Below are 12,165 nucleotides of genomic sequence, written 5' to 3'. Positions count from 1 at the left end.
GCGGCACACACGGAATCCCATCGCCGCATGCGTGCACCCCCGCACGCGCCCATCCCTGCCGCGCGACCCCCGCACGCGCGGTTTCCCTCCCGGTTGCGCCACCGGACGCCTTGTCCCGCTAGCACCCCGGCGCTAGCTTCGAGGTATGGCGAGAACCCAGCTGAACGTCCGCGTCGACGAGGGCACCGCACGCGCGGCCCGCGAGCGCGCCCTGGCCCGCGGCATGAGCGTCAACCGCTACATCGAGGAACTGGTCCGGCAGGACGCCGGCGAGGCGGGCCACACCTTCGTGGAGGCGGCGGCGGACTTCATGCGGCAGTACGAGAAGGTGTTCGCCGAGGAGGCCGGCGAGAGCCGCCGCTGATCCGTGAGCGACCTGCGCATCGACCTCGCCTGGCTGCTCATGCTCGCCGAGCAGCGCACGCCGGGAGACCCCCGGGTCACCGACTGGGGCGCCCTCGTCGCAGCCGTGGCGCGCCACCGGGCCGAGATATTCGACGTCCCCGTCTACGACACCCCGCACGCCCGCGCGGCGGCGCTCCTCCAGCTCCTGGTCCACGTCCCCGCGCTGGAGCGCTCCAACGCCCTGTACGCCTCCGCCGTCGCGTACGCCTACCTGGTCGCCAGCGGCTTCAGCGTGACCACCTCGCCCGAACGGGTGCGCGACCTGGCGCGCCTGGTCAAGAGCGGGGAGGCCACGGTGCACGAGATCGCCGCGGAACTGCGCCGCTGGACCGGCGAACCGGACACCCCCTAGTCCTCCGGCCGCCAGGCGGTGCCCAGAACGCAGTACGAGGCGGGCAGTACCGGACCGTTCTCCGGCAGGAGCAGCCGGCGGTAGGGGCCCAGGACGAAGCCGGCGGCCCGGAGCGCGGCGACCGGGTCGCGGGACAGGTGGCAGCCGCCGTTCAGCAACGGCCACACCGTGCGGTCCAGCGCCCGCTGGGTGAAGACCGCCACCGGCCCGCCGCCCCGGCCGTGCTCGAAGAACCGCACCTGACCGCCCGGCCGCAGCACCCGCCGCGCCTCGGCCAGCGCGCACGGCACGTCCCGCACGCTGCACAGCACCAGCGACAGCACCACCGCGTCGAAGCCCTCGCTCTTGACCGGCAGCCGCTCCGCCGCGCCCGGCACCACGTCCACCGGCACCCCGGACCGCAGCGCCGACTCCCGCGCCGACTGCCGTAGCCGCCGCTCCGGCTCGATCGCGACGACCTCCGCCACCGCGCGCGGATAGTGCGCGAAGTTCAGCCCGTTGCCCGCGCCGACCTCCAGGACCCGCCCGGACAGCCCGGAGAGCAGCCGGCCGCGCACGCGGGCCAGGCCCAGCCGGGTCTCGGCCGCGACGCTGACCCGGGCGTAGTAGCGGGCGAACAGCGGGTGGTGCACGGGGTCCCGCGCGACCTTGCGGGCGCCGGTGGACCGTAGCGGCATGGAGACCTCCCCGACAGGACGGGCCGTACCGCGATTGTTCCCCGCGGACGCTTCGTGCACCCCCGCGCGCGGCTCACGCCGGGAAGTCGCGCACCTCCTCGCAGACGCCGCGGTGGTTGTTCACGTCGGTGTGCGAGACGCGGCCGTCGTCCCTTCGGGGGCGACACGCCGACCCGGCGTGCCCGTGGCATGAGCCGGGGCCGTGACGGGCCCGGCCCATGGTTCGCACGCGCCATGGACGCGCCCCGTCCAGGGCGTTGCGGCCGCCGCGAAGGGGCCGGTCCCCGGACGGTGCTCGCTCCGGCCGGCCTCTTCGCACGTCCTATCGCGGAGCGGCCCGCACCTGGAACGCCTCCGCGTCCCACGTCCCGTCCAGCCGGGGCGCGAGCCAGTTCGGCGCCGTCCTCCTGAAGGCGGCCGGGGGCAGGGCCGCGGCGTTCGCCGGGAGGGCGCCGAGCAGAGGGGCCGCGGCCACCTGGGGGAGGTCCGTCACGTTGCAGCGGGAGGCCAGGTCCGGGTCGGACGGCCAGCTGCCGATGACGACGCCGAGCAGGTCCAGGCGCCGGGCGCGCAGTTCGCGGGCCGTCAGCTCCGTGGTGTTCAGGGTGCCGAGGCCTGCGGACGCCACCAGCAGGACGGGCGCCGACAGCAGCTCGGCCGCGTCGGCCAGCGTGCCGCCCGCCGGGTCGAGGCGGACCAGCAGCCCGCCCGCGCCCTCGACCAGCACCAGGTCGTGCTCGGTGGCCAGCTTGGCCGCCGCCTCGGCCACGTCCTGCGGATGCACCGGCGCCCGGCCCGCCCGCCGCGCCGCGGTGCCCGGCGCCAACGGGTCGGGATAGCGCGCCAGCTCCCGCGCGGTGACGGCGCCGGCGAGCCGCGCGACCTCCTCGGCGTCCCCGCGCTCATCCTGCCGTACGCCCGTCTGCGCGGCCTTGAGCACGGCCACCGAGCGCCCCGCCGCCAGCGCCGCGGCGGCGACGGCGGCGGTGGCGACCGTCTTGCCGACCTCCGTGCCCGTCCCCGTGATCACCAGTACCGGCATGTCATCCCTCCCGCGCCGCGGCGCACACCGCGCGCCCGATCCGTGCCAGGTCGGCGTCGTCCGTGACATACGGCGGCATCGTGTACACGAGGTCGCGGAACGGTCGCAGCCACACGCCCTCCCGCACCGCCGCCCGTGTGGCCGCCGCCATGTCCACCGGGTGGTCGAGCTGGACGACGCCGATTCCGCCCAGCACCCGTACGTCCCGCACGCCCGCCAGTTCCGCGGCCGGGGCGAGCCCTTCCCGCAGGCCGGCCTCCAGGCGCTTGACCTCCGCCTGCCAGTCCTGGCCCAGCAGCAGGCCGATGGACGCGCACGCCACCGCGGCCGCCAGCGGATTGCCCATGAAGGTCGGCCCGTGCGCGAGTACCGGCACCTCGCCGCGCGAGATCCCGTCGGCCACCCGCGCGGTGCACAACGTCGCCGCCATCGTCAGGTAACCGCCGGTCAGCGCCTTGCCCACGCACATCACGTCCGGCGAGACCGCCGCGTGCTCCGCCGCGAACAGCGCGCCGGTGCGGCCGAAGCCGGTCGCGATCTCGTCGAACACCAGCAGCACGTCGTGCGCGTCGCACGTCTCGCGCAGCACCCGCAGATACGCGGGGGAGTGGAACCGCATCCCGCCCGCACCCTGCACCACCGGCTCCACGACCACCGCGGCCAGCTCGGCGGCGTGCCGCGCGATCGCCGTGCGCAGCCGCTCGGCGTACGCCTCGTCGTACTCGGCCGGCGGCGCGTCCGTGAACACCTGGCGCGGCAGCACCCCGGCCCACAGCCCGTGCATGCCGCCCTCGGGGTCGCACACCGACATCGGCTGCCAGGTGTCCCCGTGGTAGCCGCCGCGCCAGGTCAGCAGCCGGTGCTTCTCGCCCCGCCCGAGCGAACGCCAGTACTGGAGGCACATCTTGACCGCGACCTCGACCGACACCGATCCGGAGTCGGCGAGGAAGACGTGTTCCAGACCCTCGGGCGACAGGTCGACGAGCAGCTGTGCGAGCCGCACGGCGGGCTCGTGGGTGAGCCCGCCGAACATCACATGGCTCATCCGGTCCAACTGCTCGCGCGCCGCGGCGTTGAGCACCGGGTGGTTGTAGCCGTGGATCGCCGACCACCAGGACGACATGCCGTCCACCAGCTCGCCGCCATCGTCGGCCAGCCGGAGCCGCACCCCGCTCGCCGACTCCACGACGAGCGGGTCGACCCGGCCGGGCATGGGACCGTACGGATGCCAGACGTGCCGCCGGTCCAGTTCCAGCAGCTCGGGCACGGACAGGTCAGGCATTGGGCGCGAGGTCCGTTCCCGCGCCCCGGCGGCGCACGGCGACGAGGTCGGTGCGCGGCTCGGCGGCCCGCGGCGCGGCAGCCGTACCGCAGACGCTCTCGTGCGAGCCGCAGCCGCCGTCGTGCGAGCCGCAGCCGCCGCCCTCTGCGCCCGCGCCGGACCCACAGCCCGCCCCGGCGGCCCGCGCCCGGTGTTCCGGCAGCGTCACCTGGTCGGCGCCCTCCACCTCGAACCCGGCGTCCGCGATCATCTCCAGGTCGGCCTTGCCGGCCTGCCCCTCGCTGGTGAGGTAGTCGCCGAGGAAGATGGAGTTGGCCAGGTGCAGCGCGAGCGGCTGCATCGTGCGCAGATGAACCTCCCGGCCGCCCGCGATCCGCACCTCGATGTCCGGGCACACGAACCGCACCATCGCGAGGATCCGCAGACAGCGCTGCGGGGTGAGGTGCCACTCCTTGGCGAGCGGGGTGCCCTCGAAGGGGATCAGGAAGTTCACCGGCACCGAGTCCGGGTCCAGCTCCCGCAGCGCGAACACCACGTCGACCAGGTCCTCGTCGCTCTCGCCCATGCCGGCGATCAGGCCCGAGCAGGCGGACAGCCCGGCCTGGTGCGCCTTGCGCACGGTGTCCACCCGGTCGGCGTAGGTGTGGGTGGTCGTGATGTCCGCGTACGTGGCCTCGGAGGTGTTGAGGTTGTGGTTGTACGCGTCCGCGCCCGCCTCACGCAGCCGCTCGGCCTGACCCTCGGAGAGCAGGCCGAGGCAGGCGCACACCTCGACGCCCTCGTTCTGCTCCTTGATCGTCCTGATCGTCTCGGAGACCCGGTCCACGTCCCGGTCGGTCGGGCCGCGCCCGCTGGCGACCAGGCAGACCCGCTTGGCGCCCCCGGCGAGCCCCGCGGCGGCGGCCTCGGAGGCCTCGCCGGGCTTGAGCCAGGTGTACTTGAGGATGCCGGCCGTGGAACCGAGCCGCTGGGAGCAGTACGAGCAGTCCTCGGGACACAGGCCCGACTTCAGGTTCACCAGGTAGTTCAGCTTCACCCGGCGGCCGAACCAGTGGCGGCGCACCTTGCCGGCCGCGGCCACCACGTCGAGCACGTCGTCATCGGAAGTGGCGAGGACGGCGAGTGCTTCCTCGCGGGTCGGCAGCTCGCGCCGAAGCCCCTTGTCCACCAGCGTGTTCAGCAGGTCCATGAGAGGCGATCCTGTCCTAAGAGTGCCCCCCGGGCCAAGGAGAGTTCGCACAACGCGGGCCATTCGGTGTGTGTGCCTTGCCACACACTGACCTGTGGACAGTCCCGTTAGTGTCTGTTCATTGCCTACAAATTCCCGGAGGAGCCATGGCGTTCGGCTGGATCGACGACCAGGCGGCCGCGCGCCGCCGCGCCGGACTCGTCCGGACCCTGCGTCCCCGGCCCGCCGGCTCGCCGCTGCTGGACCTGGCGAGCAACGACTACCTGGGCCTCGCCCACCATCCCGAGGTGGTCGAGGGCGCCGCGCGGGCCGCCCGGACCTGGGGCGGCGGGTCGACCGGCTCCCGGCTGGTCACCGGCACCACCGAACTGCACACCGAACTCGAGCGCGAACTGGCCGCCTTCTGCGGTTTCGAGGCCGCCCTCGTCTTCTCCTCCGGCTACGCGGCCAACCTCGCCGCGGTCACCGCGCTCGCCCCGCACGGGTCGCTGATCGTCTCCGACGCGGGCAACCACGCCTCGCTGATCGACGGCTGCCGGCTGGCCCGCGGCGCCACGCAGGTCGTCGCGCACGCCGACCCGGAGGCGGTGCGCAAGGCGCTCGGCACGCACGACGGGCCCGCCGTCGTGGTGTCCGACACGGTGTTCTCGGTCGACGGCGACGCGGCCCCGCTCGCCGGCCTCGCCGAGGCGTGCCGGGCGCACGGGGCCGGGCTGGTCGTCGACGACGCCCACGGCCTCGGCGTGCTCGGCGACGGCGGTCGGGGCGCCCCGTACGCGGCGGGGCTCGCGGGCGCGGACGACGTCGTCGTGACGGTCACCCTGTCCAAGTCGCTCGGCAGCCAGGGCGGGGCGGTGCTCGGCCCGGGCCGGGTGATCGACCACCTGGTCAACACGGCCCGGACCTTCATCTTCGACACGGGTCTCGCCCCGGCGGCGGCGGGCGCGGCGCTGGCGGCGCTGCGTCTGCTGCGGGGCGAGCCGGAGCGGGCGGCACGTGCCCGCGCGGTGGCGGCGCACCTGCACGCCCGGCTGACGGAGCTGGGACTCGAGGCGGTGCGGCCGGACGCCGCCGTGGTGTCCGTGCGCGCACCGTCCCCGGAGAGCGCCGTGCGGTGGGCCGCCGACTGCCGGGAGGCGGGACTGGCCGTGGGCTGCTTCAGGCCTCCTTCCGTGCCCGACGGCATCTCGCGGATCCGGCTGACGGCCCGCGCGGACCTCTCCGGGGATCGGATCGAACGCGCTGTACGGGTCATCGGCGCGACGCGACCATGAGTCGGCGTACCACGGTCGCGCACCGCGCCGGGGGGAACGTGCGGGGGATCAGAGGGTGGCCGTGAAACCCGCCCAGCTCTCGGGGGAGAAGAGCAGCGCGGGTCCTTCCGGGTCCTTGGAGTCGCGCACGGCGAGCAGCCCGGACCAGGGGCCGCTCGACGGGCGCGCCGTCTCGACGCAGTTGTTCGCCCCGGTGCTGTAGCTGCTGCGCAGCCACCGCACGGGATGGAGTCGGGTGCTGGAAGGAAGGGTCCGAGGCAGTGCGGTCATGGTGCCTCCTTACGCGCCGGCAATATCCCGGCGATGTAATCCAACGAGTCCTCGGGCGAAAGGGCGTGGATCTGCAGCGTGCTGAAGGCCTCCGTGTAGGCCTCCAGGTCTTCTTTCCGTTCGAGATAGAGGCTACTCGTCAAGTGGTCAAGAACAACCACGTCCAGATCAGAAGTGCTCGCAAACGAGAAGATAACAAAAGGTCCGGTGATCCCGATGTGCGCACCGGCCGCAAACGGCAGTACTTGTAGACGGACTTGGGGAAGTCGGGCCGCCTCCAGGAGCCGTTCCAGCTGACGGGCCATGACCTGCGGACCGCCGACCTCGCGCCGCAGCACCGCCTCGTCCAGTACGGCGCTCAGCTCCAGCGGCGGCTCGCAGCGCAGCACGTCCTGCCGGGCCAGCCGTACCTCCACGAGGGCGTCGAGACGGTCCTCCGACAGCCCTTCGACGGCGGCCCGCGTCACCGCGCGGGCGTACTCCGGGGTCTGCAGGAGGCCCGGCACCACCGAGGTCTCCAGCGTGCGCATGGCCGTGGCCTGGGACTCCAGGCTGATGAAGTCGCGGTACGTGGGCGGCAGCACCCCGCGGTAGGCGTGCCACCAGTGATCCCTGCCGTGCGCCCGGCCGGAGCCCGCCAGCATCAGCAGCACCTCGCGCAACTGCGGATCCGTCACGCCGTAGGCGTCCAGCAGCAGTCTCAGATCGGCCGGTTTCACCCCGCTCTGGCCGGTCTCGATCCGGCTCACCTTCGACTGGTGCCAGCCCACCAGGTGGGCCGCCTCACCGCTCGTGAGCCCCGCGCGGGCGCGCAGTTCGCGTAATTCTGCGCCCAGTTTCCGGCGGCGTACCGCGGGACCGTGTTGCATGGGCAACTCCTTACTCCTTCCGAGTCGCCCAAAAACGCTCTGCCGTCGCAGAGTTCACCGCTTCGAGCGACAGATATATGCATTACTCGGTGGATCGCCACCGTGACCGGCGCGGTGATGGCAGTCTGGCGGACAAGCACCAGTCCGGGACCGTACTCGAACCATCCGCTCCGTGCCGGACTCCGGTCCCGCGGGAAAGGGGCGACGTCGCCATGGCAGACCGTCTGGAAGCATCCGTCACTCTGCCGAGCGAGCCCGCCTCGGTCTCGGCCGCCCGCGCCTACGTGGTCGGCACGCTGGCGGAATGGGGTCTGTCGCCGGACACGGACGCGGCCGACACCGTGCGGCTCATCGTCTCCGAACTCGCCACCAACGCCGTACAGCACACCTTCGGGCTGTCACCCACCTTCCGGGTGGACATCGAACTGGCCCGTGACGAACACCTGCGCATCGGGGTGACCGACAGCCACCCGAGATTCCCGAAACGGCTGCCGGCGGCGGTGCAGCAGGACAACGGACGCGGCCTGGCCATCATCCGCTGCCTGACCGCCGAGCACGGCGGCCGCCTGCGGGTGCGCCCGACGCGGGAGGGCGGCAAGACGGTGGCGATCGAGATCCCGTGGACGACGACACCGCCCCGTGCGTTGCCGACGGCGGGGCAGCAGGGGTCGTAGCGGGGCCTTGGGCCGCGAGCGCCCGGCGGGGCGTGGTGGGGAGGGTGTGTCCCTGGGGAACGGGCCTCGCCCGTCACCGGGGGCGGGTGCGTCCGGCGGAGGGGAACTCCAAGCCAGGGCCCGTGGGGGCGCGGCGACGGGTCTGCCTGCGAGCGGGGCGGGCGGACGCGTCCGGCGGCGGCCCGGGGCTGCCGGGCCGTGCCGACCGCACCCGCGCGGGGGAGCCGTGCCGTCTCGGGCGCCGAGCGGTCTTGGTGGGCATCGCCTCACGAGAGGTGCGGGCAGACGGGCGTCGCAGGAGCCGCGCGGCGGAGGCGGGCGCGTACTGCGCGCACCGGACGGACGAATCCGCGCGGGTCACCCGTGGTGGTCGGCTCTCTCCATGTGCCGCAGGCCCGCCCGCGTGGCCGCGGAGCGGGCATCGTTCCGTCCGAGGCGAGCCCGTGGGCAGGCGAGCCCGTGGGCACGGCCCCGGCGCCCCGGGGCCCTTGCCCGGGCTCCGGGGCGGGGCCGGGCGGTGGCGGCCCGGTCGGGGCCCGCCACCGCCCGGCGGGTCAGGCCACTCGGCCGTACCACACGCTCTTCGTCCAGATCTTCTGCAGACGCACCACGTCCCCCGTCTTCGGGGCGTGCCAGATCTTGCCCTTACCGGCGTAGATGCCCACGTGGTAGACGTACGAGCCCGAGTGGAAGAACACCAGGTCGCCGGCCTTGCGGCTGCGGGCCGGGATGTGGCGGGTCTTGTTGTACTGCTGCGCCGCGGTGCGCGGCAGCTTCTTGCCCGCCTTCTTGTACGAGTACAGCGTCAGCCCCGAGCAGTCGAACCGGCGCGGCCCGGTGGCCCCGTACCGGTACGGGGCGCCCTTCTTCGAGGCCGCCACCTGGAGGGCCTTCGTCGCCGGCGTGGCGGCGGCGGCCTCCGAGGCGACCCCCGGGACCACCACGGAGCCGCCCATCGCGGCCAGTGTGAGCGCCGAGGCCGTTCCGGCGCGTGCCATGAGCGACGGGACACGATTGAGCGCGGTCATGCGCAACCCTTCGTCAGCCGCCTGTGAAGGATGACCTGTCGGATTCGGGCTGGCGAAGTTGCCCGGCCGCGCTGGCGCGGCTTCACCCCAAGGGCTGCTCGGAACCTGGGTCCCGGCGGCCCGTCTTGCTCGGGTCCTCCACTCCTGCCGATCCACTCCTGTCGACCGGTCATCCGGGCGGCGGCAGGACTCGGCGTCCGCCCGGATCGCCCCGCCGCGGTGGCGGGGGCTTGTCGTCAGTCACGGATCTTGACTCACGGATGTCCGAAAAACCCAGTGGAACCGGGACTTTGTGGTCTTACTCTCACTCACCCGTTCGGGTGGACAGTCTGGTGTGCGAACGTCTGTCAAGACCGCCACGCACCCCCGGACCAGCGGTGGAACACTCGATTCCGCCCCGAAAGCACGTCCGTTGCGCAACCGGAGACGTTCCGAAAAAGGGCCCGCGAATACTCCGGTCGGGGGTAACCCTTTCGGTCCGTTTCAACTCCCGCCCGCACGGGCGCTCATGACGGCCCGGACGACGCGGTCCGGTCCGGCGGTGCGTCACCTGTCGGAGCGTGAAGTCCGGTCAGCCCGGGCAGGCCGGGGCACGCCGGGCGAGCCGGGGCGGCGCCGGTCGCGCCCGCGCTCGGTTAACGCGCCGGAAACCCGTGCCGATTAGCCTGCCCCCTCACGCCACCAGGCAACTTGCCCGATGGCCGCGGCAACCGGGACCCGCACGGCGCCCGGAGCGAGGATGTGAGGTGGGACGTTGCAACTGACCCCGCACGAGCAGGAGAGGCTGCTGATCCACGTCGCGGCCGACGTGGCCGCCAAGCGCCGGGCGCGCGGACTTCGGCTCAACCACCCCGAGGCCGTCGCCCTCATCACCTCGCACATCCTCGAGGGCGCGCGCGACGGCCGCACCGTCGCCGAACTCATGGCGTCCGGACGCCGGCTGCTCACCCGTGACGACGTCATGGAGGGCGTGCCCGAGATGATCCACGACGTCCAGGTCGAGGCGACGTTCCCCGACGGCACCAAGCTCGTCACCGTCCACGACCCGATCGTCTGAGGGGGAGCGCCCGATGATTCCCGGAGAGATCCTTTTCGCCGACGGGCCGATTGCGTACAACGAGGGCCGCGAGGTCACCCGGACGACCGTCCTCAACGCCGCCGACCGGCCCGTCCAGGTCGGCTCCCATTACCACTTCGCCGAGGCCAACCCCGGTCTGGAGTTCGACCGCGCCGCCGCGCGCGGCAAGCGGCTGAACGTCGCCGCCGGCACCGCCGTCCGCTTCGAGCCCGGCATCCCCGTCGAGGTGGAACTCGTCCCGCTGGCCGGCGCCCGGATCGTGCCCGGACTGCGCGGGGAGACCGGAGGGGCCCTCGATGCCTGAGATCTCGCGTGCCGCGTACGCCGACCTGTTCGGCCCGACCACCGGCGACCGCCTCCGGCTCGCCGACACCGACCTGCTGATCGAGATCGAGGAGGACCGCTGCGGCGGTCCCGGCCGGGCCGGCGACGAGGCGGTGTTCGGCGGCGGCAAGGTCATCCGCGAGTCCATGGGCCAGTCGCGGGCCACACGCGCGGACGGCGCCCCGGACACCGTGATCACCGGGGCCGTGATCGTCGACCACTGGGGCGTCGTCAAGGCCGACGTCGGCATCCGCGACGGGCGGATCACCGGCATCGGCAAGGCGGGCAACCCCGACACCATGGACGGGGTCCACCCCGAACTGGTCATCGGCCCCGAGACGGAGGTCGTCGCGGGCAACGGACGCATCCTCACCGCGGGAGCCGTCGACGCGCACGTGCACTTCATCTGCCCGCAGATCGCCGACGAGGCCCTCGCCTCCGGCGTCACGACCCTCGTCGGCGGCGGCACCGGCCCCGCCGAGGGCTCGAAGGCGACCACCGTCACCCCCGGCCCCTGGCACCTCGCCCGGATGCTGGAGGCGATGGAGGCGTACCCGCTCAACATCGGCCTCCTCGGCAAGGGCAACACCGTCTCCCACGAGGCGATGCTCTCCCAGATCCGCGGCGGCGCGCTGGGCCTGAAGCTGCACGAGGACTGGGGCTCCACCCCGGCCGTCATCGACGCCGCCCTCACCGTCGCCGAGCGGACCGGCATCCAGGTCGCCATCCACACGGACACCCTGAACGAGGCCGGTTTCGTCGGCGACACGCTCGCCGCCATCGCCGGACGCGGCATCCACGCGTACCACACCGAGGGCGCGGGCGGCGGTCACGCGCCCGACATCATGACCGTCGTCTCCGAACCGCACGTCCTGCCGAGCTCCACGAACCCGACGCGGCCCTTCACCGTCAACACCGCCGAGGAACACCTCGACATGCTGATGGTCTGTCACCACCTCAACCCGGCCGTCCCCGAGGACCTCGCGTTCGCCGAGTCGCGCATCCGGCCCTCCACCATCGGCGCCGAGGACATCCTGCACGACCTGGGCGCGATCTCGATCATCTCCTCCGACTCCCAGGCCATGGGCCGGGTCGGCGAGGTGATTTTGCGGACCTGGCAGACCGCCCATGTGATGAAGCGCCGGCGCGGTGCGCTGCCCGGCGACGGCCGCGCCGACAACCACCGCGTACGTCGCTATGTCGCCAAGTACACGATCAACCCGGCGCTCGCCCAGGGCCTCGCCCACGAGATCGGCTCGGTGGAGAGCGGCAAGCTCGCCGACCTGGTGCTGTGGGAGCCGGCGTTCTTCGGCGTCAAGCCGCTCCTGGTCGTCAAGGGCGGGCAGATCGCGTACGCGCAGATGGGCGACGCCAACGCCTCCATCCCGACGCCCCAGCCGATCCTGCCCCGGCCGATGTACGGGGCGATCGGGCGGGCCCCGGCCGCGAACTCGTTCAACTTCGTCGCGCCGCCGGCCCTGGAGGACGGGCTGCCGGAGCGGCTCGCGCTCGGCAAGCGGTTCGTCGCCATCGAGTCGACCCGCGGCGTGACCAAGGCCGACATGCGCGAGAACGACGCCCGGCCCGAGGTGCGCGTCGACCCCGACAGCTTCGCCGTGCACATCGACGGCGAACTGGTCGAGGCCACCCCGGCGGCCGAACTGCCCATGGCCCAGCGCTACTTCCTCTTCTGAGAGGCCG

The 12,165-nt window shown here is 73.2% G+C and carries 14 protein-coding genes and 1 riboswitch; of the genes, 7 read left to right on the top strand and 7 right to left on the bottom strand.

The genetic code is table 11. The features are described from left to right. Positions 1 to 145: 145 nt before the first annotated feature. Together ACZ6KF_RS26065 and ACZ6KF_RS26060 are read left to right on the top strand one after the other, a co-directional pair. Positions 146 to 364 carry a toxin-antitoxin system HicB family antitoxin gene (locus tag ACZ6KF_RS26065; protein ID WP_356630856.1) on the top strand — a complete coding sequence of 73 codons (219 nt, stop codon included), beginning with the start codon at positions 146 to 148 and terminating at the stop codon, positions 362 to 364. A 3-nt stretch (positions 365 to 367) separates the two neighbouring features. Further along, a complete protein-coding gene (locus ACZ6KF_RS26060) occupies positions 368 to 757 on the top strand; it encodes a fic family toxin-antitoxin system, toxin component (RefSeq protein ID WP_469159960.1) in 390 nt (129 codons plus the stop codon). Here the strand turns inward: ACZ6KF_RS26060 and ACZ6KF_RS26055 are convergent. The 4 genes from ACZ6KF_RS26055 to bioB all read right to left on the bottom strand — a co-directional run bounded on the left by ACZ6KF_RS26055 (position 754) and on the right by bioB (position 4,947). Continuing rightward, positions 754 to 1,434, bottom strand: a complete 681-nt coding sequence (locus ACZ6KF_RS26055; protein WP_469240573.1) for a class I SAM-dependent methyltransferase — start codon at positions 1,432 to 1,434, stop codon at positions 754 to 756. The two genes, ACZ6KF_RS26060 and ACZ6KF_RS26055, sit on opposite strands and share 4 nt — an antisense overlap. A 322-nt stretch (positions 1,435 to 1,756) precedes the next feature. Next, positions 1,757 to 2,476, bottom strand: coding sequence for a dethiobiotin synthase (gene bioD / locus ACZ6KF_RS26050; protein WP_356630850.1), 720 nt, complete (start codon positions 2,474 to 2,476; stop codon positions 1,757 to 1,759). Position 2,477: 1 nt separating this feature from the next. Further along, complete coding sequence (locus ACZ6KF_RS26045) at positions 2,478 to 3,758, bottom strand: adenosylmethionine--8-amino-7-oxononanoate transaminase (RefSeq protein ID WP_469240571.1); 1,281 nt, start codon at positions 3,756 to 3,758, stop codon at positions 2,478 to 2,480. Further along, on the bottom strand, positions 3,751 to 4,947 hold the full coding sequence (bioB, locus tag ACZ6KF_RS26040) for a biotin synthase BioB (protein WP_469159963.1): 1,197 nt from the start codon (positions 4,945 to 4,947) through the stop codon (positions 3,751 to 3,753). Before bioB ends, ACZ6KF_RS26045 begins: the two co-directional genes overlap by 8 nt. Before the next feature lie 146 nt (positions 4,948 to 5,093). Between bioB and ACZ6KF_RS26035 the strand changes: the two genes are divergently transcribed. After that, the gene (locus ACZ6KF_RS26035) at positions 5,094 to 6,221 is read left to right on the top strand and encodes an 8-amino-7-oxononanoate synthase (protein ID WP_469240569.1); all 1,128 of its coding nucleotides are present in this window, start codon (positions 5,094 to 5,096) and stop codon (positions 6,219 to 6,221) included. Between the two features lie 48 nt (positions 6,222 to 6,269). Here the strand turns inward: ACZ6KF_RS26035 and ACZ6KF_RS26030 are convergent, their stop codons facing one another. Both ACZ6KF_RS26030 and ACZ6KF_RS26025 read right to left on the bottom strand, forming a co-directional pair. After that, positions 6,270 to 6,491, bottom strand: a complete 222-nt coding sequence (locus ACZ6KF_RS26030) for a DUF397 domain-containing protein (RefSeq protein ID WP_469159965.1) — start codon at positions 6,489 to 6,491, stop codon at positions 6,270 to 6,272. Then, positions 6,488 to 7,360, bottom strand: coding sequence for a helix-turn-helix domain-containing protein (locus ACZ6KF_RS26025; RefSeq protein WP_469178109.1), 873 nt, complete (start codon positions 7,358 to 7,360; stop codon positions 6,488 to 6,490). Before ACZ6KF_RS26025 ends, ACZ6KF_RS26030 begins: the two co-directional genes overlap by 4 nt. A gap of 212 nt (positions 7,361 to 7,572) precedes the next feature. Here ACZ6KF_RS26025 and ACZ6KF_RS26020 point away from each other — a divergent pair, with 212 nt between their 5' ends. Next, positions 7,573 to 8,034, top strand: a complete 462-nt coding sequence (locus tag ACZ6KF_RS26020) for an ATP-binding protein (protein WP_356630838.1) — start codon at positions 7,573 to 7,575, stop codon at positions 8,032 to 8,034. A gap of 554 nt (positions 8,035 to 8,588) precedes the next feature. Here the strand turns inward: ACZ6KF_RS26020 and ACZ6KF_RS26015 are convergent. Continuing rightward, positions 8,589 to 9,062 (bottom strand): C40 family peptidase, encoded by a 474-nt coding sequence (locus ACZ6KF_RS26015; RefSeq protein WP_356630836.1) that lies wholly within the window; start codon positions 9,060 to 9,062, stop codon positions 8,589 to 8,591. A gap of 29 nt (positions 9,063 to 9,091) precedes the next feature. Continuing rightward, positions 9,092 to 9,176: riboswitch (cyclic di-AMP (ydaO/yuaA leader) on the bottom strand. Between the two features lie 640 nt (positions 9,177 to 9,816). On the opposite strand from ACZ6KF_RS26015, the gene ACZ6KF_RS26010 reads away from it, so the two are divergent. The 3 genes from ACZ6KF_RS26010 to ACZ6KF_RS26000 are packed head-to-tail and all read left to right on the top strand — an operon-like array spanning position 9,817 to position 12,158. Further along, entirely contained in the window at positions 9,817 to 10,119 is a 303-nt protein-coding gene (locus ACZ6KF_RS26010; RefSeq protein WP_356630834.1) for an urease subunit gamma, read from the top strand. 13 nt (positions 10,120 to 10,132) lie between these two features. Beyond that, positions 10,133 to 10,444, top strand: coding sequence for an urease subunit beta (locus ACZ6KF_RS26005; RefSeq protein ID WP_356630832.1), 312 nt, complete (start codon positions 10,133 to 10,135; stop codon positions 10,442 to 10,444). Beyond that, positions 10,437 to 12,158: an urease subunit alpha gene (locus ACZ6KF_RS26000; protein ID WP_356630830.1), complete on the top strand. Its 1,722-nt coding sequence runs from the start codon at positions 10,437 to 10,439 to the stop codon at positions 12,156 to 12,158. The genes ACZ6KF_RS26005 and ACZ6KF_RS26000 overlap by 8 nt, the downstream gene beginning before the upstream one ends. Positions 12,159 to 12,165: the final 7 nt, after the last annotated feature.

The sequence above is a fragment of the Streptomyces sp. NPDC046379 genome (assembly GCF_055587785.1).
Note: the sequence above shows the minus strand (reverse complement) of the source record. Positions and strands in the feature narration are given on the sequence as shown.